The organism is Mycobacterium sp. 94-17 (assembly GCF_035617725.1).
Taxonomy (GTDB): Bacteria; Actinomycetota; Actinomycetes; order Mycobacteriales; family Mycobacteriaceae; genus Mycobacterium.
In genome coordinates this window covers 195,819-217,026 of sequence record NZ_JAPIYN010000007.1, presented here as the reverse complement: position 1 = coordinate 217,026, position 21,208 = coordinate 195,819, and the positions used below count along the sequence as shown (strand labels likewise).

At 67.8% G+C, this 21,208-nt stretch carries 8 protein-coding genes; 1 reads left to right on the top strand and 7 read right to left on the bottom strand.

Features of this window, described 5'->3' with window-relative positions; translation table 11 throughout:
- Window positions 1–60: 60 nt before the first annotated feature.
- The 6 genes from OQ789_RS11160 to OQ789_RS11135 all read right to left on the bottom strand — a co-directional run bounded on the left by OQ789_RS11160 (window position 61) and on the right by OQ789_RS11135 (window position 9,356).
- Window positions 61–1,119: a dihydrodipicolinate reductase gene (locus OQ789_RS11160; protein ID WP_324685713.1), complete on the bottom strand. Its 1,059-nt coding sequence runs from the start codon at window positions 1,117–1,119 to the stop codon at window positions 61–63.
- A gap of 69 nt (window positions 1,120–1,188) precedes the next feature.
- Window positions 1,189–1,839 (bottom strand): GAP family protein, encoded by a 651-nt coding sequence (locus OQ789_RS11155; protein WP_324685712.1) that lies wholly within the window; start codon window positions 1,837–1,839, stop codon window positions 1,189–1,191.
- A 29-nt stretch (window positions 1,840–1,868) separates the two neighbouring features.
- On the bottom strand, window positions 1,869–3,605 hold the full coding sequence (locus tag OQ789_RS11150; RefSeq protein ID WP_324685711.1) for an AMP-binding protein: 1,737 nt from the start codon (window positions 3,603–3,605) through the stop codon (window positions 1,869–1,871).
- A 10-nt stretch (window positions 3,606–3,615) separates the two neighbouring features.
- Window positions 3,616–4,734, bottom strand: coding sequence for an acyltransferase PE (gene pe, locus OQ789_RS11145; RefSeq protein ID WP_324685710.1), 1,119 nt, complete (start codon window positions 4,732–4,734; stop codon window positions 3,616–3,618).
- Window positions 4,735–4,790: 56 nt separating this feature from the next.
- Window positions 4,791–7,802 (bottom strand): MMPL family transporter, encoded by a 3,012-nt coding sequence (locus OQ789_RS11140; protein WP_324685709.1) that lies wholly within the window; start codon window positions 7,800–7,802, stop codon window positions 4,791–4,793.
- Between the two features lie 132 nt (window positions 7,803–7,934).
- Window positions 7,935–9,356: a condensation domain-containing protein gene (locus OQ789_RS11135; protein WP_324685708.1), complete on the bottom strand. Its 1,422-nt coding sequence runs from the start codon at window positions 9,354–9,356 to the stop codon at window positions 7,935–7,937.
- A gap of 294 nt (window positions 9,357–9,650) precedes the next feature.
- On the opposite strand from OQ789_RS11135, the gene OQ789_RS11130 reads away from it, so the two are divergent.
- A complete protein-coding gene (locus tag OQ789_RS11130; protein WP_420716092.1) occupies window positions 9,651–20,774 on the top strand; it encodes a type I polyketide synthase in 11,124 nt (3,707 codons plus the stop codon).
- Here OQ789_RS11130 and OQ789_RS11125 read toward each other — a convergent pair.
- On the bottom strand, window positions 20,764–21,207 hold the full coding sequence (locus tag OQ789_RS11125) for a PPOX class F420-dependent oxidoreductase (RefSeq protein WP_324685707.1): 444 nt from the start codon (window positions 21,205–21,207) through the stop codon (window positions 20,764–20,766). The genes OQ789_RS11130 and OQ789_RS11125 overlap by 11 nt on opposite strands.
- Between the last annotated feature and the right edge of the window lies 1 nt (window position 21,208).

The window sequence follows — 21,208 nt, the reverse complement described above, 5'->3', positions numbered from 1 at the left end:
TAACCTTAGTGCACGCAAGCGTTCCTCCTGGGGCCGACAGGTGTGCCGAACGGCATACCGCTAGGAAGCCAGCCGACCCGTGACCGGCGGCAGATCCGCCAGCGTCACGATCCCGGGCGGGGCGGCCACCACCGCCGGGACGGCATTGGTAACGGGCATCGCGGTGTAGATCATTCCTAATCCCATGAATCCGGGCTCCGTCCAGTCCTTGGGCGGCAGGCAGTGCAACACCGTGCGCATGTTGGGCAGCCCGAACACCTGGATGACGTGGCCGTGCTCCAGCGGCTTGGGCGGCACGACGTGGGTGCCCATGGTCCAGTTGAACCCGACACTGACCGCGTTGCGCCCGCCGACCCAGCCGCGGTGGTAGCCGTAGACGCCGCCGACCGTTCCGGCGGGGATCTTCATGAAGCCCAGATCGGAGTCGCCGGTGGCCGCGGTGAAGGTGACGTCGAAGGTCATCTTGTCCAGCTTCGCCCCGATCGCGTCGGCCATCATCGCCGCCGACTCGGCGAAGACCTCGCTTTCCCGCCGGACGTTCTCGGCCAGCCCCGGGGTGTCGGGATCCTGCGAAAAGCCCATGGCCGTTTGGGTTTCCGCCGACTCGTAGGTCGAGCAGTCGACCGACTCCGTGATCCGGATCTCGTCGACGCGCTCGCACGATCCGGACAGCGCCATGCCCACCATGTTCGTCATGCCCGGGTGCGCGCCGCTGCCGAAGATCGTCGCATTGCCCCTGTGGCAGGCGTCCTCGATGCGCCGGCGATCCTGCGGTGTCTGCTTGCCGCCGGTGATCCACGCGGCGCTGGTGCACACGTTGACTCCCGATTCCAGCAGCCGCACCAGCTCGTCGACGCTGGGCCACAGCGGGTTGTAGCAGCACGCGTCGGCACCGAGGGCCAACAGCGCGTCGATGTCGTTCGTCGCCCGCACGCCGGTTGGCTCCGGCCAGCCCGCCAGGTCGGCGGCGTCGACCCCGACCTTGTCGGCGCCGTGCGCGTACACCCCGGCCAGTTCGAAGTCAGGCCGGCCGATGATGGCGTGCAGCGAACGCCGTCCGATGTTCCCGGTCGTCCACTGGATCACTCGCAGCGGGCGGTCGGTGCTTGCCTTACTCATCGCGGCTCCTTTGCCGGGGGCGGGTGGGACCCATTATCGATCAGCGGTGACGCGACATTGGGGAAGGGGTCAAAGCCCGGCCACCCCGACCGCCAGGAAAGTGCAGCCCGCCGCGGCCAGCAGGAATGCGACTTCGGCGCGGCGACGCGATCGGAGCCAGTCGTGTAGGGCCGTCACCCGGGCCGCGGTTTTCTCAGGCGCCAGCAGATACGCCAGCAACGGAACTTCTATCAGCGCGAAGGCCACCGCGTTGAACATCACCAGCACGGCGACTTGCGTCGGGGCCGTCGCGCCCGAGGCCAGAATGACGGCGAGCGCGGCGAGGTAGTCGACCGACGGCAACGCGATCCCGAGGCCGGCGATCCCCGCCACCGACAGCGAATGCCGGCTCAGCAATCGCTGCACCGGTGTCGCCAACTTCGTCGGGCTCCTGCCCAGCCGCGCGGGAAGGTTCACCGCCACCGCCACCGCGACCGCCAGCGCCAGGAGACCGACCAGAATCTGAACCGTGGGCAACGCGAAGTGGGAAGAGACCAGCACGCTGCGCCGCAACGCGAACAAGACGACCAGACCCACCGCCATTCCCATGGCGAAACCGCCGGCGAGAAACGCCAGCAGCTGCAGCGCCGGTCTGGGTCTGTTCAGCATGAGCACGGTCATGCCGATCCGGAACGGTTCGACACTGACGGCGAGGGCCATGACCAGGACGGTGACCAACATGGGCATTGTGGTGGCGGTCGCCGGCAGGCTCAGGCGTCCAACCGGGCGAATTCGTCGTGGCGGTACCGCTCGACGCAGGCGGCGCGCCGGATCTTGCCGCTCGTGGTGGTGGGGATCGTGCCGGGCGGCACCAGGACGAGGTCTCCGACGCTCACGCCGTGCTCGTTGGAGATGGCCGAGGTGACATCGGCTTTGATCGAGGTGAACCAGCGCGTCGCATCCTCGGTGGAATCGCCGCGCTTCTTGAGCTCGATGACCGTGACGAGCTTTTCGGTGCTGTTCACCGGAACCGATATCGCCGCGACCCGCCCGCCGGTGATCTCTTGCACCGTGGCCTCGATGTCCTCGGGATGGTGATTGCGCCCGCGGATGATCAGCAGATCCTTGATGCGGCCGACGATGAACAGATCACCGCGGTAGACGAAACCCAGGTCGCCGGTCTTCAGCCAGGGTCCGCTGGGCGTGCCCGGCGAGGGGTCGACCAGTGTTGCGCCGAAGCATTGCTGCTCGGATGGCGGCTTGCGCCAATAGCCGTCGGCGACGTTCTCGCCATGCACCCAGATTTCGCCGATGGTGTCCGGTGGGCACTCGCGGTTGGTGTCGCGGTCGACGATGCGCACCGCGGGGGTTCGCGGCACTTGGTATTTGACCAGCGATGAGCCGGTTCCGGGCGCGCATGGCCGGGCGCGACCCGCGGACAGCTCGTCGATATCGAAGTGCACGGTCGACGACTCACCCCAGGTGCCGCTCGCCACGAAGACGGTTGCCTCCGCCAAGCCGTAGGACGGGCGCATCATCTGGCCCCGAAAGTTGAAGTGGGCGAACCGATCTACGAAGCGGTGCAGAGTGGCCGCTTCGACGCGTTCGGCACCGCTGATGATGCCCAGCACCCCGCCGAGGTCGAGCCCGGCCAGGTCGCGGTCACTGGTTTTGCGGGCCGCCAAGTCGAAGGCGAAGTTGGGCGCCGCCGACCACGACGAAGGATTCGCCGCCAACGACCGCACCCATCTGGCCGGTCGTTCCAAGAACGCGACCGGGCTCATCAGCTCGCCGCGGTAGCCGCTCAGGATCGGTGCGCATACCCCCAGCACCAAACCCATGTCGTGGTAAAACGGCAACCACGACACCATCGTCGCGTTCGGCGGGGCCTTCAGGTGGGCCTCCGCGAAGAAGCTGCGCATCAGCTGCTCGAAATTCACTTGCAGGTTCCGGTGCGAGATCATCACCCCGGCCGGCGTCCGCGTCGAACCCGAGCTGTACTGCAGGTACGCGACGCTGGGCAAATCCGCTGGCGGAACAGGTGTTTGGCCCTCGGCGTCGAGGTTCGTCGAACCGATTTCGACGATCTCCGGAACGTGGTCCATGCGCGCGTGCTTGACGTAGCCGGCCACTTCGTCGGCGGCCGCGGACGTCGTGAGGACAACCGCGGGCGACGTATCGGCGAGGACCGCGGTCACCCGCTCATGGCTCGAGCCGCGATGCGGCAGCGGGAGCGGGACCGCGATGAGGCCGGCTTGCATGGATCCTAGGAACGCCGCGATGTAATCGAGGCTCTGGGGTGCCAGGATCACCGCCCTGTCGCCGACCGACCCGTGCCGGCCGAGGTCACGCGCTACGTTCAGGGTCCGGCGGGACAGCTGCGACCACGTCAGGCTCTCGGGCACGCCCTCCCAGTCGCCCTGGTAATCGGTGAACGTGTATGCGACGTCGTCAGGCCGCAAGCTGGCGCGTCCATGCAACATGGACAGAATTGATGACTGAGGCATAGGTCAGTGGTCAGCCCGCGCCATGCGACAAGACGGACGAGGCACCGGCGAGGATCTGCGCGAACGGGTCGGCGCCACCGCCGAAGGTCGCCTGGTTGGCCGGCGCGGTGACTTCGGCGGGGTCGAAGCCGTGCACGGGATCGACCTGAACCGGAGCCGTCGACGGGTCGTCGTTGCGCGAGTAGCCCGCGTTCACCCGGGGGATCAGGATGGCGTCGAGCTTGTTCAGCGTGTCTTCCGGGATCCCGATGTAGGCCAGCGGCATGACGAGCGGAAGGTGCTTTTCCGGGACCATGATCGTCGTCTCCTTGGCGCCCCGGGAGTTGATCGTGGTTCTGATGTTCTGCGGCGGCACCATACTCGGGTTCGTGAAGGCCACCGCGGTGTGACCGGTGGCCAAGCCCATGAGGGTGTTGGCGAACGCGAACATGTTGTCCGGCCGGTCGGGGAAGTCGGCGATCGAGTCGTAGGCGGCGACGAACTTGTTGGTGTCGTACTGACTCTCGTACGGCGGTGGCATGCGGTAGTCGAGGGCCGGAACGACGCTGCCGACGGGGAACATGGCGGTCAGGAAGCTCTGGCCGAAGGCGTGACGCCCGATCGGGTCGCCGAACGTGGCGAAGTTCAGCGTGCCGGGCGGGGGAGCGGCCGGGTCGGTCGCCAGCCGGGCCTGCTCGCCGTCGACCACGAACCCGCCCTCCGACAAGCCGATCGCGGTGCCGGGGCGGCCGGTCTTGATCGCCGCGTCGAGGTTGTTCACTCCCACGTCGACCGACTCGCCGACGCTGGGGCCGTCCAGACCCAGGCCGGGGAACAGGTCCTCGCCGATCTTGCCGATCCCCGGGAAGAGCCGCTCCAGCACGTGCCCCTGAACCTGGCCGGCCGGGTAGCGGACGATCTCGCGCTTCTGGCCGGGGAACCATTGGGCCCCCTCCTCGCGGATGTACTCGTCGTACGGGATGCCGAGGACGTGAGCGCCGCCGAGGGCGAACGCGGTCTGATCGCCCGGCGCCCCCGGGGTCGGCGGCCCGCCGATCGGCGTGTCATCGGCCGCCGCGGGTCCGACGCCGAAATACCCTGTGGCGCTGACAGCTAACAGCGCCGTCACTCTTGCGAGTAGCTTTTTCATTCCTGATCCTGCCCGCCGCGTTCGCCTCGTAGTCTCACACACCTCATATGTCATGGCTAACCGGGTTGCGTCTCGCCGTGTCGTGTCGGGGTCAGCCGCGGGCCCCCGCGCGCGGCCGCCCGGGAAGGCCACCAGTTGGCCCGGCCGACCAGTGCGGCGATGGCGGGAACCGTGACGGTGCGCACCAGGAAGGTGTCCAGCAAAATTCCCGCGCCGATCACGAAACCGCCCTGCACCACGGTGCCGATGTTGGAGAACAACAGGCCGCACATCGAGGCGGCGAAAATCAAACCCGCGGCGGTGATCACACCCCCGGTGGAACCCAGGGTGCGAATGATGCCGTAACGCACGCTATTCGGCGACTCGTCACGCATCCGCGAAATGAGCAGCATGTTGTAGTCGGCTCCCACCGCGACCAATACCACGAAGGCCAGCGGGGGCACGCTCCAATGCAATTGCTGGCCCAACAAGTATTGGAAAACGAGCACGCCGATGCCCACCGCGGACAAATACGAAATGACCACGGAGGCGACCAGATACAGCGGGGCGACGATCGCGCGCAGCAGCGCGATCAAGGTCACCAGCACGACGAGGAGGGTCACGGCGATGATGAACCGGATGTCGTGTTGGTAATAGTCGCGGGTGTCCTTCAGGCCGACTGTGAATCCCGCCATCGAGACCGTGGCGTCCGCCAACGTGGTGTTCGGCTGGGCCCCCCGGGCGGCGGCCGTGATCGCGTTGACCTGATTCATCGCCTCCGGGCTGAACGGATTCAGTTTGGTTTGCACCAGATATCGCACCGAGTGGCCGTCGGGCGAGATGAACACCTTGGCCGCTTTCTGGAACTCCTGCAGCTGCAGCAGTTGGGGCGGAATGTTGAATCCCGCCATCGCCGGTTGCGCCGCGTCACGCTTCAGTGACAACAGAAATGCCGCCGACTCACTCAGACCGGACCCGAGTCGTTTGACTTGGTCGACGAGTTGGGCCACCGCGTCGGCGACTTGCCTGCTGCCGCCGGCGAATCGGTTGGCGCCGTCTTGCAGATTGTTCAAATTCGACTGCAGGCCACCGGGTTTGTCCATTCCCATGGAGTGCAGCACTTTGGTGAGCTTTCCCAACGCGGTACGCAGGCGCTCGGTCGACGCCTTCAGCGCGCCCTTGTCCGGATAGTCCTGCAGCTGGTGGGCCAGGTCGTTGATCGCGTCCAGGTCTGCCTGATCGCGTGAGCCCACCAACTGCTCGAATGCCCCGCGGGTGTTGCTGCATGACGGATCGGCGTCGCAGACCGGGTTGCCCTGCAGCGCCGTCAGCACCGGGCCTATCCAGGCGAACATGTTCTTGGCGGCGGTGAAGTTCCACCCCATGGCATTGCTGAGCGCGTTGACATGGTCGACGAGCTGGGCGGCGATATCGACCTGCCTGACCAGCGCGTCGCCGGTGTACTGGTTCTTCGCCGACGAAAACGCGTTGTTGAGATCCTGCACGCTGGCGGCGAGTTGGGCGACCTGGCCCTGCACATCGCCGAGGCTGTTGGCCAGCGTGCCCGCCCCCGCGGCCAGCCGGTTGAGGTCGCCCGTGTGGTCGTTGATCAGGGTGGACCCGCCGGCCAGCAGGGTACCGATGGCCCCCGCCTGGTAGGTGGCTCTGAATTGCTCCGGCACGTTTCCGGTGGGACGCGTAATACCGCTGACCGCAGCGATATTCGGCAGTTGACTGACGCGGTCCGCCATCTGTTCCAGGTCCGCGAGGGCTTTCGGTGTCCGAAGGTCATGCGGCGACTGGACGAAGATGTATTCCGGGATCGACTGATTCACCGGGAAATGCCGGTCCAGGGCGGCATATCCGACAGAGCTCGGCGCCGATGACCGCAGGGCTTTGCGGTCATCGTAGTTGTAGCGCACCAGGCCGGCGCAACTGGCCAGGATGATCAACACCAGCACACTGGCGACGAGATTGACCATGGGCCGGCGCACGATGCGAATGCCCGAACGCCGCCAGAACCCTGCGGTCAGCTCGCGCCGTGGCTTGACCCAGCCACGCGATCCCGCGAGCACCAGGATCGCCGGCAGCAACGTCACCGCGGCGAGGAACGCGACGCCGATCCCGATCGCCGACGCCGCCCCGACGGTCTTGAATATGCCCATTCGGGCAAAGCTGATGAGCAGGAACGTGATTCCGACGGTGGCGGCCGATGCGCCGATCACCTTTCCGATCGACATCAGCGCGTGCCTGACCGCCTGATCGGAATTCGTACCCGAACGCACGAAGTCGTGGTAGCGGCTGATCAGAAATACCGCGTAATCGGTTCCCGCGCCGGCCATGATGGCGCTCAGAAAGACGATCGACTGATTCGACACGCCCGAGCCGGTGAGCAGTGAGTAGCCGGCGACCGTCGCCTGCGCGATAACCAGTGATACCCCGATCGTCAGCAGGGGCAACAGCATGGTGACCGCGCTGCGGTAGATCACCAGCAGGACGACGAGCACCAGAACGGCGATCGCCAGCTCGATCGGCATGCGATCCCGGTCGCCCTCGACGGTGAGGTCGGCGACGGTGGCCGCGGGGCCGGTGAGGTTCGCCGTCAGCGCGGTCCCGGTGACGGCGCGTTTGACGATGTCGCTGATCCGGTTGAAAGCGTCGTATGACCGTGGCGTGCCCAACTCGCCGGCAACGCCGACCGGCAGCACCCACGCCTTGCGATCCTTACTGGTCACGACCGGTCGAAGCGGCGGGGCGCTGAGGAAATCCTGCACCATCAACACGTCTCGCGTGTCCTGGTGCAGCGCGTCCACCACCTTGCGGTAGACGGCCTCGTCCGCGGGGCCGAGTCCCTTGTCGTTGGTCAAGACCACCAGCAGGAGGTCTTCGGAGCCCGACTCGTGGAACGCTTGCGTCATCTCTCGCGCGGTGACGTTCGACGGCGCGTCGCGGGGCAACAGCGCCAGCGGATGCTTCTGCGCCATCTCACCCAGCGATGGCAACGTCAGCGGGAGCGCGACCGCGATCGCGACCCAGAGCCCGATGACCACCCAGGGCCACCGCACCACGAAATCAGCTAACCGGCGCATAGCGGGCCTGTCCGGGTGGGGCGGTGGCATGCTCGATGGCCCCCGCCTGCGCTCTGCCGAGCCACGCGGGTTGGTGGTGTGCGATCGCGAGCCGCGCTGTGTGGATGGCCCTAGCCATTGAGGAACTCCACGCTAGGCGACGCGTCCCCAATGTCCACTACCGGCGACCCGCCCGCACACGGACTTCATCGCCGTCATGTAACGGCGCACTGACTTCTCGGCGACGGGATTGTCGGGATGCATGATCGCCATCACCGTACCCTCCCCGTATCGGAACACATAGATGGTCAGTTGATAGGAAGAGCGGGCATCGGGATAGATTCCGATATTGTCGGCAAGGCCCAGGTCGGCGGCGGCGAGAATTGCGTTGAGTGGGGCGGCGCCGCCATGGAAGAAGTTCGACACCGGAAAGTTCGGCCGAGGCCAGTTCAACCACGGCGCCAATTCCAATACGCGGTAGTACGGCACCTTCGCCATGTCCAGACTCGAATCGAACGAGTCCTGCGCCGCCCACGCGGCGTCGCCGAAAGAGGCCGCGGCAATGGGTACGGTGATCGGGATCAAGCCGGTGAACCAGCCCTGCGTCATGAAATTGTCGGCGGCTGTGCGCGAATCACGGGGCGTGAGCCCGTAATACGTGAGGGCGCCAGTGAATTCGTGCTCCAGCAGGGCGAAGCAGGCAAACAGGCCGCCGACGAAACGCGCGCCCGCGGCCGCGCAGGCTGATTCGAATCGCTCGGTCTGCGCCGGGTCCATCAGGAGTTCGGAGGTCATGCCGGAGCCGCACGACTCCAATGGGTTACCCAGGGGGAGTGGGAATTCGGGAAAACCGGAGTTATTGTTTTCCGCGAATTCGATCCATGCGCGCACTTCGGGTGAATCCGCGGTCAACGTCGACGTGTATTCGCGCTCGCGGGTGCAGAAATCATCGAAGCTGCCGGCGTCGGGAAGTGCGAGGGCGTCACCACCCCCGCTCAACGCCGTATACATCCCGTTGGCCTCCATCATCGTGGTGCCGATCAGTGTCGCGTCCCCGTGCACGTGATCCATCGCGGCGAAGAAAGTGAAATGGCCGTCGTGCTGCACGATCCCGAACGTGAAGCAGCCCCATTCCAGGGGATCGGGAATGGCCTGAACGTGAGCGTGTATCTCGTCAACCGACATCTGACCGTGCTCGATCGCCGTGAATTCGATATCGGCGGGATCGCTGATGGTATGCCTGACGAACTCTCCGTCATCGGTGCGCTCGAACCAGCTGCGGAAGGTGTCATGCCGGCGCAGGTATGCGTTGACGGCGTGGTCCATCGCTTCGACATCGCACGTCCCGGACACGTCACAGGTGGCGATGATCTGCCGGGAAAAGGTCAGTCCCGCGGCAGCCCGCTCCCAGTAGTTGCGAAGATGTTGACTCTGCATGTAGCTGATCGGCACCGAGCTGACAGGCGCTCGTCGGGCCTTCGCGCCGGCCGCGGCCGTCGGATGCCACGAGGTGACCGAACCCGGCGTCGCGGTCCATTCGTCGAGCGAGCCGATCGTAATTTTACCGATGCGCAAAAACACGTCCTCCTCGATCTGAACGGCTCAGGTACCGCCGCGGTCCGGCGAGACCAAGATAACGCCCCCGGCGATTGCAGTCGCAGGCGTGCACGGGCGACCGCCTACACTCAGTCACGGAGCTGAACGGCCGTTGTCACGAACGGTTGGGCGAGCGAGGCAGGACGGGGGCCGCATCGGCCGTCGTGCGCGGTGCGGGCGCTGCGATTGGGGCGCCGGCGTTCGGACATGATTCTGAAGCGGTAACCGGCCTCGCGCCTCATCAGCTCTTGACCGGGCAAGGAAGGCAGGACCATGGCATCCGTCGAAGACTTGCACGAGCGGGCACCTGGTTTTGCGATCGTAGGCTACGCGGCGCGCTTTCCGGGTGCGGCCGATGCGGACGAGTTCTGGGAGGTGCTACGGCACGGCCGGGACGCGATATCGGAGGTGCCGCGGGACCGTTGGGATGTCGACGAGTTCTTCGACCCGGAACCCGGGGCGCCTGGCAAGGTCGTGACCCGTCGCGCGGGCTTCATCGATGACGTGACCGGGTTTGACGCGCCGTTCTTCGGAATGTCGGCGCGCGAGGTCAGGTTGATGGACCCGCAACATCGGCTGCTGCTGGAGACGGCGTGGCGGGCCGTCGAGCATTCGGGAACCGCGCCAACGGCCCTGGCTGACAGCAACACCGGTGTCTTCGTCGGCCTGGCCACCCACGACTATCTGGGCATGGCGTCCGACGAGCTGACCTACCCCGAGATCGAGGCCTACATGGCCATCGGCACGTCAAACGCCGCCGCGGCCGGCCGGATCAGCCACCGGCTGGGGCTGCAGGGTCCGGCGGTGGCCGTCGACACCGCCTGCAGCTCGTCGCTGGTCGCGATCCACCAGGCCTGCCAGGCGCTGCGGTTGGGCGAATGCGACCTCGCGCTGGCCGGCGGCGCCAACGTGCTGCTCACCCCGGCGACCATGATCACGTTCTCCAGCGCACACATGCTCGCCCCCGACGGCCGGTGCAAGACGTTCGACGCGGCCGCGGACGGATACGTACGCGGTGAGGGATGCGGCGTCATCGTGATCAAGCGCCTCGGGGACGCGATCCGCGACGGCGACCGGATCCGGGCCGTGATCCGGGGTAGCGCCATCAACCAGGACGGTGCGTCGGGCGGATTGACGGTGCCCAATGGCGTTGCGCAGCAACGGGTTATCGCCGACGCACTCAAGCGTGCCGACCTCGAACCCCGTGATGTCGGTTACCTGGAGGCGCACGGCACCGGGACATCGCTGGGTGACCCGATCGAGGCCCAGGCCGCGGGCGAGGTGCTCGGTGCCGGGCGAGAACCCAACCATCCGCTGCTGATCGGTTCGGTGAAGACCAACATCGGTCACCTCGAAGCGGCCGCGGGAATCGCGGGCGTGATCAAAGTGATCTTGGCACTCGAGCACGAGATCCTGCCGCAGCACCTGCACTTTCAGAATCCGTCGCCCCACATCCCCTGGGACCGACTCCCGGTGGAAGTGGTCACCGAGCCCAGGCCCTGGGAACGCAACGGCACGCCGCGCATCGCGGGAGTCAGCTCGTTCGGGTTCGCCGGCACGAACGCGCACGTCATCCTCGGGGAGGCGCCCGAACCGGCGGCGCCGCCGACCGCCGCACCGGTTCCGGCCCCACGGCGCGGCGACCGGCGCTTCAGCATCCTGCCCCTGTCGGCGCGAACGCCCGCCGCGCTCGTGCGGCTCGCCGACGAATATCGCGACTGGTTGAGCGCGCACCCGGAGGCCACCCTGGCCGACGTGTGCTTCACCGCGGGGGCGGGGCGAGCGCACCTGGAGCAGCGGGCGGCGTTGGTGGTCAATTCGAGAGAGTCCGCCGTCGAGCTTCTCGGCGCGCTCGCGCAAGACCGCCCGGCACCCGGTTTGTTCCGCGGCGAATCCCACGACGTGCCGAAGGCGGCGTGGCTGTTCACCGGCCAGGGCAGCCAGTACCCCGGCATGGCACAGGAGTTGTACGACACCGAGCCGGTGTTCGCCGAGACGCTGAACCGATGCGCTGAGGCGGTCGCGGAAATCCTCGAAAAGCCTTTGCTGCAAGTGATATTCGATGTGGACGGCCCGGACTGTGACGCAACGCTGCGACAAACCTCGTATGCGCAGCCGGCGCTGTTCGCGGTGGAGATGGGCCTGGCCCGGCTCTGGCAGTCGTGGGGTTTCGAGCCTGACGTGGTGCTGGGCCACAGCGTCGGCCAGTATTCGGCGGCCTGTGTCGCGGGAGTGTTCGGCCTCGAGGACGGTGCGCTGCTGATCACCGAACGTGGTCGTCTCTTCGCCAGCCTGCCTTCCGGTGGCCGCATGGCTGCGGTGTTCGCCCCCGCCGAGCGGGTCGAGCGCCTGACCGACGAGTTTCCCGCGCTGTCGGTGGCCGCCTACAACGGTGCCAACACCGTATTGTCCGGCCCCGCAGCGGATCTGGAGCGGGCGGTAAGCCGGTTGACGGCCGAGGGCGTCAGGTGCGACTGGCTGGAAACCAGTCACGCGTTCCACTCGGCGCTCTTGGACCCGATCCTCGACGAATTCGAGTCGTATGCGGGGAGATTCGAGTTCGCGACGCCGCAACGAATGCTGGTCGACAACCGCACCGGGGCCACGCTCGGCCGCAGCGTCAAGCTGGACGGCGCCTACTGGCGCCGTCACGCGCGTCAGCCGGTGCAGTTCGTCAAGAGCGTTCGCACCCTTGCCGAGCTGAACTGCAAGGTGTTGCTCGAGATCGGTCCGCGGCCGGTGCTCACCGCTGCGGCCCTCGGCGCATGGCCCGACCCGGCCACCCTGCCGCGAGCGATCGCGTCGCTGCGCGAAAACACGGCCGACCACCGACAAGTCATCGAAGCCGTTGCCGAAGGGTACGTCTTGGGCCACGCGCCGGACTTCGGCGCGCTGAGTGACGCGCAGGCCCGGAAACTGGACCTGCCCACCTATCCCTTCGAGCGTCGTCAGTACTGGTTCCGGGACGGCCGGACGGACAGTGGCGACGACCAGAATGGGGCCGGCGCCGCCACCACCGAGGCGATCCGCCTGCTCGAGGACGGCCGGATCGAGGAACTCGCGACTCTGCTCGACGGCACCAGCGGTAATCGTCAGACCCTGAATGTGCTCAGCAAGCTCGCGGCTCAGCACAACCAGCAGCGCACGACCCGCTCCATCGCGGATGACCGCTACGAAATCTGCTGGGAGGCATCGACTGTCGCCCCTCGACCCACGGAAGCGGGCCAGGGAGGCACCTGGCTTCTCGTCGGTGCCGAGTCCCCCGCGCTGCAGCCGCTGGTCGATGCACTTGCCGCCCGCGGACAGGACTATCGGTTCATCGGCCTGCCGGCGTCCGACGCCGACGAAGAGCGGCTCGCAGATCTGTTGCGCGCCACCGATTCTGAGGGTTCGTTTCTGGGTATCGTCGACGTCGCGGCGGTGGACTCCGAACCGGCGCCGGCGATGCAGTCGCTGCTGCGGATCCAACACCGCGTCCTGGGCGGCACGCGGCGACTCTTCCGGGCGGCGGTCGCCGCCGACCTGCGCGCCCCCATCTGGATCGTGACCCGTGGCGCGCAGCGCGTCACCGGAGCGGACAGCGTCAGGCCCGACCAGAGCTGCCTGTGGGGCTTCGGACGCGCCGCGTCGCTGGAGCATCCACAGGTGTGGGGCGGCCTGGCCGACCTGTCGCAAGGCGACGCCGACGAGTGGACCCCATTCGTCGGGCGGATCACGGCGTCGCGCGACGGGGACTTGCGGGAAGACCAAGTCGCCCTGCGTGATCAGACCGTCTACGTGCCTCGGCTGGTCCGGCGTAGCGAGCCCCCGAGCGGGACATCGCTGCGACTGCGCGACGACGCGACGTACCTGGTGACCGGTGGGCTCGGCGCGATCGGGCTCGAGATCGCCGGATACCTGGCCGCGCACGGCGCCGGGCATCTGCTGCTGACCGGCAGGCGCGCGCCGAGCGAGGCCGTGCAGCAGCGCATCGATGGGCTGAGCGAACAGCACGGTTGCCAAATCCGGGTTGTCGCCGCCGATGTCGCCGATGCGCATGACGTCGCGCGCCTGCTGGCCGGCGTGCCGGCGGAACTGCCGCTGGCCGGCATCGTGCACGCCGCGGGTGAGATCGGCACCACCCCGCTGAGCAACCTGGACGATGCCGAGGTCGATCGTGTGTTCGCTGGGAAGGTTTGGGGCGCTTGGCATTTGAGCGAAGCCGCGGCCGCCCTGCAGCTGGACTTCTTCGTCAGTACCTCGTCAATCGCCTCGGTATGGGGCGGATTCGGTCAGACCGCCTACGGCGCGGCGAACGCCTTCCTCGACGGACTGGCCTGCCGGCTGCGCGAGCGCGGCATCTGCGCGACCAGCGTCAACTTCGGGCCGTGGGCGGCGGGCATGGCCGACGCGGAGTCCCGCGCACGACTCGAGCAGCGTGGGGTCCGGACGTTGTCGCCCGCCGATGCGCTGGCGGGCCTGGTCGACGCGGTGACGGCGCCCGGGGCGAAGGAGCTCGTGCAAGGAGTTGTGGCGCGGATCGACTGGGCCCGCTTCCTGCCGCTGTACGAGCAAGCGGGCAGGCGCGCGTTCCTGAGCGAGTTGGCACACGAGGTGGCCCGCTCGTCGGGCACGGCGGCGCCGGCACTTACGCCGTCGGGGAAGACCCCGCTGGTCGAGCGGCTCACGAACGCCCCTGTGCGGCAACGCAAGAAGCTGCTGACCGACTACCTGCGTGACGCGGTCGCCGAGGTGACACGGACCGATGTCGCCGAGATCCGGGACGACGCCGGGTTTTTCGATCTCGGTATGGATTCACTGATGGCCGTCGAAATGCGGCGCCGCATCGAACAAGGGGTGGGCGCGGAGATTCCGATCACCATGGTGATGGATCATCCGCGGCTGTCCGACGTGGCCGACTATCTGCTCGGCGACGTGCTCGGGCTCGGTGAGTCGGCCGCATCGGTGGCCCAGCCGGTGGCGACCGCGACGACACGCACGGACGAACCGATCGCGATCGTCGCGGTGTCGTGCCGGTTCCCCGGCGCGCCGGACCCCGACGCGTTCTGGGACCTGCTCTCCGACGGTGTCGACGCGATCCGCGAGGTGCCCGAGGAGCGCTTCGACATCGACGAGTTCTACGACCCGGACCCGGACGCACCCGGCAAGACGTACACCCGGTTCGGCGGGTTCCTGGACGAAATCGAGGGTTTCGACCCCGAATTCTTCGGCATCTCCCCGCGTGAGGCGGTCTGGATCGAGCCGCAACAGCGCCTGACGCTGGAGACGGTGTGGGAGAGCCTGGAACGCGCCGGATATTCGCCGGCGGCGTTGCGCGGCAGCCGAACCGCCGTCTTCATGGGAGTCGCGGCCAACGAGTACGCGCAACTGCTGTCGTCGGAGCCGATCGACAAGATCGAACCGCACTTCATCACCGGCAATGCGCTGAACGCCATTTCCGGTCGCGTTGCCTTCGCGCTGGGCCTGGAAGGACCGGCGGTGGCAGTCGACACCGCTTGCAGCTCGGCGCTGGTGGCGGTCCACCAGGCCTGCCAGGCGTTGCACGCCGGGGACTGCGACATGGCGTTGGCCGGCGGGGTGAACGTCTTGCTGAGCCCGGTCACGATCGTCGCCGCCTCCCGCGCGCGGATGCTTTCCCCCGTCGGGCGATGCAAGACGTTCGATGCCTCGGCCGACGGTTACGTGCGCAGTGAAGGCTGCGGAATTCTCGTGCTCAAGAGGCTCAGCGATGCCGAGCGCGATGGTGACCTGATCTGCGCGGTCATCCCCGGCAGCGCGGTCAACCAGGACGGTGCGTCGAGCGGTTTGACCGTACCCAATGGTGGTGCGCAGCAACGCCTTATCGGGACCGCCCTGGCCCGGGCCGGCCTGCAGGGTGGCGATGTCGACTACCTCGAGGCGCACGGGACGGGCACCCCGCTGGGGGATCCGATCGAGGTGGCCGCGGCCGCGGCCGCCTACGGCGCCTCGCGCGACGCGGACCGGCCGCTGCTGATGGGATCGGTGAAGACCAACATCGGTCACACCGAATCCGCCTCCGGCGCAGCCGGTCTGATCAAGGTGGTGTTGTCGCTCCAACACGCGCTGCTGCCGCAGAGCCTGCATTTCGATTCACCCTCACCGCACATCCCGTGGGATGTGCTGCCGGTGCGCGTCGTGGGCGAGCCGACACCGTGGCCCGCCAACGGCAGGCCGCGACGCGCGGGGGTAAGTTCCTTCGGTTTCACCGGGACCAACGCCCACGTGCTGGTCGAGGAGGCACCGGTTCGGCCCGAGGCCGCGGCCGGGGACTTCGAAGACCCGGCGAGCGATGTCGTGTTGGCGGACAAGGACACCCAGGCGCAGTGCGTCGGTGTGCTTCCGCTGTCGGCGCGATCGCCAGAAGGGCTGGTGGCGTTGGCGCGGCGGTACGAGGCCTGGCTGGGCGCCCATCCGCATGTCGATCTCGCCGAGGTATGCCTCACCGCCGGTGCCGGCCGGTCGCACTTCGAGCATCGCGCCGCGCTGGTGGTGGACTCGATCGAGAGTGCCCGTGTCGGTCTGGCCGACCTGGTCGAGGACCGTCCGCGGCCCGGTGTCGTCCGGGGCGAACAGACCAACCATCCGACGACGGCATGGTTGTTCACCGGACAGGGCAGCCAGTATCCGGGCATGGCGCGCGAGTTGTTCAACGCCGAGCCGGTTTTCGCGGAAACCGTAACGCGGTGCGCCGACGCGATCGGCGACATCCTGCCCCGCCCGCTGCTCGAGGTCATGTTCGCGACCGACCGCGAAACCGGTGGCAAAGCGGGAGAAGTGTTGCGGCACACGTCGTTCGCGCAGCCTGCGCTGTTCGCCGTCGAGATGGGTCTGGCCCGGCTGTGGCAGTCGTGGGGCATCGAGCCCGACGTCGTGCTCGGGCACAGCGTGGGTCAGTATGCGGCCGCGTGCGTGGCCGGGGTGTTCAGCCTCGAGGACGGCGCCCGGCTGATCGCCGAGCGCGGCCGGCTGTTCGGCAGCCTGCCCGAGGGCGGCCGCATGGTCGCGGTCTTCGCCGGCCCCAAGCAGGTCGAGGAGATCGCGGGCGAGTTCCCGCGCGTCTCGGTCGCCGCCTACAACGGTCCCAACACCGTGCTGTCGGGACCGGGTGAGGACTTGGAGAAGATCGTCCCCCGCTTCGAGGAGGAGGCGATCCGTTGCACGTGGCTGGATACCAGCCACGCCTTCCACTCGGAGCTGCTGGAGCCGGTGCTCGACGAATTCGAGTCCTGCGCGGCGCAAGTGCAGTTCGCGACGCCCTCGCTGTCGCTGGTCTGCAACCGCACCGGCGCCGTGCTCACGCCGCAGACGCCGCTCGACGCGCAGTACTGGCGGCGGCACGCGCGCCAGCCGGTGCAGTTCGCCGAAAGCGTGCACACGATTGCGGCGCTGGGGTGCTCGGTGCTGATGGAGATCGGCCCGCAACCGGTGCTGGCCGGCGCCGCGATGCAGGTCTGGCCGGAGCACCTGGCCGCGCCGCGGGCGATCGTCTCGCTGCGCAAGGGCGTCGACGACCGGCGGCAGATCGCCGAAGCGCTGGCCGCGGCCTATGTCGCCGGACACCGGCCCGATTTCGCGGCGTTGCATCGCCGGCCGCGACGCGTGCTCGAACTGCCGACGTATCCGTTCCAGCGACGCCGCTTCTGGCCCAGGACGGGAGCGATCGCCATGGAAGGCGGGTTCGGCCAAGCGGTGTGCGGAATCCTGGGCAGCGGCAAGGAGCTTGCCTGCGGCGACTCCGTCTACACCAGCAGGCTGTCGGTGAAGTCGCAGCCGTGGCTCTGCGACCACGTCATCTACGGTACTGTCGTTGTGCCCGGCGCGACGTATGCGGCCATGGCGCTGGCCGCGGCCGGGACTCCGGCACACGCGAAGGACGTCTTCTTCTACGAGCCGATCATCCTGCCCGAGAAGAGCTCTCGCGAGGTACAGCTGACCCTTCATCCGCTGGCCACCGACGGTGAGCAGCGCTTCCAGGTGCACAGCCGCCCGTACGGCGAACGCGGTGCCGAGTGGTCGCTGAACGCCGAGGGCACGGTCGTCACCGGCGCCGGCGAGGAGGTGGCGCCCGAGAGCGAGCCGGTCGACGAGGCGGTCGAACGCCTGGAACGCATGCGTCCGCAGGAGCTGTTCGAGACCTTTGCCGATCTGGAATTAGTTTGGGGCCCAACGTGGTCCGGTTCGCTGAAGTCGGTGTGGCTGGGCGACGGCGAGGCGATCGGCGACATTTTGGTCGGCGAGGAGCTCGCCGAGCAGCTCGGCACCGAGCCGATGCATCCGGTGCTGATGGACCTGTGCACCGGTGTCGCATTCCCCGCGTTCCCGGCCCTGCTCGCGGCCGAGCAGGGGGTGCACGATCTGTTCCTGCCGCTGCGGTACGGGCAGGTGACGCTGCGCGAGAAGATGCCGCGGCGGTTCTACTGCCGCGCGCGGTGGCATCGGGCCCCGCTCGACAACGAAACACAGGTCTTCGACATCGACTACCTCGACCGAGACGGCCAGCACCTCGGCGGGATTCGCGAGTTCACGGTGAAGCGCGCGCCGCGCGAGGCGCTGCTGCGCGGCCTTGGCGGTAACGCCACTCGGCTGCTCTACACGCTCGGGTGGCACGAGGTGCCGGTGTCGGGTGAGGAAACCCCGGCGGTGAGCGGCACCTGGCTGATCGCCGGTTTCGATAAGCTGGCCGCCGGGGTGCCCGGCTGCATTCCGTTCGATCGAAGCGTCGATGCCGAGCCGCTTGGTCAGGTGCTGGCGCAGGCGCACGAGCGCGGTCTCGGGTTCTCCGGCGTCGTCTGGCGCAGCAGCGCAATCGCCGGGGACGAGTCGGCCGCCGAAGCCGAGGCCCGGCTCGCGACCGAGATCGCCAACCTGCTCAGTGCCGTACACACGGTGCAAGGCGGCGAGGTGAAGCTGCCCGGGGGACTGTGGATCGTCACGGAGCGGGCCGTGGCCACCGAATCCGGCGAGCAGGTCGATCCGGTGCAGGCCTCGCTGTGGGGTTTCGGTCGGACCGCGATCAACGAAGAACCCGGGCTGCGTGCCAGGCTCGTCGACTGCGACGGGTCGCCAGAGGCCGTGCGCGTGGTGGCCAGGCTGCTGGCGACTCCGGTCGATGAGCCCGAACTTGCGGTGCGCCAAGGAAAGTTGCTGGCTTCGCGGTTGTTGCCGTGGTCGCGCAGTGGTCATCTCGCCGTGCCGCGCGCGGGCGACTACGTGTTGGCGCCCACCGAACGCGGTGCGATCGACAACCTGCGGCTGACCGAAAAGGACGTGCCCGCACCGGATGAGGGCTACGTGCAGGTCCGGGTGGAGGCCGCGGGCCTGAATTTCCGCGACGTGCTCAACGTCCTCGGCCTCTACCCTGGCGACCCCGGGCCGATCGGCGGCGATTTTGCCGGCGTCGTAACCCAATTGGGCGAGGGCGTCACCGGAGTCGAGGTGGGACAACGGGTTTACGGCTTTATGCAGGGGGCGTTCTCCAGCCGGTTCAACGTGCCCGCGCAGCTGCTGGCGCCGATCCCCGGTGGGGTGAGTGCGGTCGAGGCGGCGACGATCCCCGCCGCGGCGCTGACGGTCCGGCTCGCGTTCGACTGGGCGCAGCTCAAGCCCGGCGACCGCGTGCTGATCCACGCCGCCAGCGGTGGCGTCGGCCTGGCAGCCATCCAGATGGCCCAGCGGTGCGGTGCCGTCGTCTTCGCCACCGCCAGCACCTACAAGCGCGCCACCCTGCGCAAGCTGGGTGTGAAATACGTCTATGACTCGCGCACAACCGATTTCGCCGACCAGATCCTGGCGGACACCGACGGTGCGGGCGTGGACGTGGTGCTCAACAACCTGACCAACGAGGGCTTCCTCGAGGCGACCGTGCGGGCCACCGCCCAGAACGGTCGCTTCGCCGAGATCGCCAAGCGCGACATCTGGACACCCGAGCAGATGGCCGCGGTGCGTCCCGACATCGCCTACGAGGTCGTGGCGCTGGACACGGTGACCTTCCAGGATCCCGAGCGCATTCGCGCCCTGTTGACCGAGGTGTCGGAGGGCCTGGCCGAGGGCGTCTGGACGCCGCTGCCCGCCGAGATCTACCCGCTGACCGAGGCCAGGGCCGCCTTTCGGCGCATGCAGCAGGCGCGGCACATCGGCAAGATCGTCGTGCAGATACCGAACCCCCTGCAGCCGCGCCCCGACCGCAGCTACCTCGTCACCGGCGGGCTCGGCGCGATCGGACTGCACACGGCGTCATATCTGGCCCGGCTCGGTGCCGGTGACATCGTGCTGACCGGCCGGCACGCGCCCGATGCGGACGCGCAGCGGGTGATCGACGAGATCACCGAGCGCTTCAAGACACGCATCCATGTGTTCACCGCCGACGTCGGCGAGGAGACCGAGGTCGCGAAGCTGCTGGGCAGGATTCGTGCCGAGCTGCCACCGCTCGCCGGCGTCGCCCACCTGGCCGGCGTGCTGGACGACGCACTGCTGTCGCAGCAGAGCCTGGACCGGTTCCGAACGACGTTGGCGCCCAAAGCATTCGGCGCACTCCATCTCGACCGGTTGACCAGCGACGACGCGCTGGACTTCTTCATCGTGTCGTCGTCCGTGTCGAGCCTGTTCGGGTCGCCGGGACAGTCGAACTACGCGACGGCCAACGCGTTGCTCGACGGGCTGATGGCACGCAGACGAGCCCAAGGCCTGCCGGCCACCGGCGTCAATTTCGGTCCCTGGGCACAGGGCGGGATGGCCTCCTCGGACGCGGCGGTCGCGAATATCACTGCGCAGGGCCTGATTCCGCTGGATCCCTCGGCGGCGCTCGGTGCGCTTGCCGAGGTCGTCGCCAACGGCGCCGGGCAGGCCGCGGTGCTCCAGGCCAACTGGCAGCGAGCGGCCAAGGTGCTGGGTAGTTCGCGCCCGCCGATCCTCGACCTCGTGTTGCCGAGTGTCGTCGGCGAGGTGACCGGCGACAGCGAGTTGCTCAAGCAGCTGATGGAGATCCCGGTGCCGCAGCGGGCCGGATTCGTGACCGAATTCCTGCAGCGCGAGGTGCAGAACTTCTTGCGTCTGGCCTCGCCGCCGCCGGCCACCAGCCGGTTCCTGGATTTGGGGACGGACTCGCTGATGGCGATCGAACTGCGCAACAGGCTGCACAGCCAGTTCGGGGGCAAGTTCACGATCAACGCGACCGCGGTGTTCGACTATCCCACCATCGGCGGTCTCGCCCAGTACCTGGTGGACCAGCTGCCCGACGCGGAGTCAGGGTCGACGGAATCCGTTGCGGCACCGGAGCCGGAATCCGTTGCGACACCGGAGCCGGAATCCGTTGCGACACCGGAGGCGGAATCCGTTGCGACACCGGAGGCGGATAGCTCCCCCCAGGTCACTGGCTGATATCGAATCCGGCATTGACCTTGGTCGGTCGCACCCGCACCACCAATTCGCCGGGAACGGCGTTGCGGCGGCCGAATTCGTCGGCGCGGTCGGCGCCCATGTAACGGCGACCGGTGCGGGTGGCGACGTCCAGCACGTCGCGCATATCCTCGCCGAGGGTGGCAATGCCTTGCACTTGGACGAACGAATACGGCGGACGCGGGTCGTCGACGCAGATCACCACACGTGGATCACGAACCAGGGCACGGCCTTTCGCCGTGTCGCGCCCGGTGTTGAACGCCAGCTCGGCGCCATCGTGCCCGACGTCGACCACGAACCACACCGGCGCGACTAGCGGTCTGCCGTCGGCGGCCAGGTAGCCCAGCATCCCGGTGCGGGTGCCGGCCGACAGAAACTCGATGACCTGCTCGCTCAGTTCCGCGGACCCGGCCATG

What these genes read in the sequence shown, in the direction of transcription:
- OQ789_RS11160 (WP_324685713.1), bottom strand. Translation starts at nt 1,119, where the DNA reads ATGAGTAAGGCAAGCACCGACCGCCCGCTGCGAGTGATCCAGTGGACG.
- OQ789_RS11155 (WP_324685712.1), bottom strand. Translation starts at nt 1,839, where the DNA reads ATGTTGGTCACCGTCCTGGTCATGGCCCTCGCCGTCAGTGTCGAACCG.
- OQ789_RS11150 (WP_324685711.1), bottom strand. Translation starts at nt 3,605, where the DNA reads ATGCCTCAGTCATCAATTCTGTCCATGTTGCATGGACGCGCCAGCTTG.
- pe (WP_324685710.1), bottom strand. Translation starts at nt 4,734, where the DNA reads ATGAAAAAGCTACTCGCAAGAGTGACGGCGCTGTTAGCTGTCAGCGCC.
- OQ789_RS11140 (WP_324685709.1), bottom strand. Translation starts at nt 7,802, where the DNA reads ATGCGCCGGTTAGCTGATTTCGTGGTGCGGTGGCCCTGGGTGGTCATC.
- OQ789_RS11130 (WP_420716092.1), top strand. Translation starts at nt 9,651, where the DNA reads ATGGCATCCGTCGAAGACTTGCACGAGCGGGCACCTGGTTTTGCGATC.
- OQ789_RS11125 (WP_324685707.1), bottom strand. Translation starts at nt 21,207, where the DNA reads ATGGCCGGGTCCGCGGAACTGAGCGAGCAGGTCATCGAGTTTCTGTCG.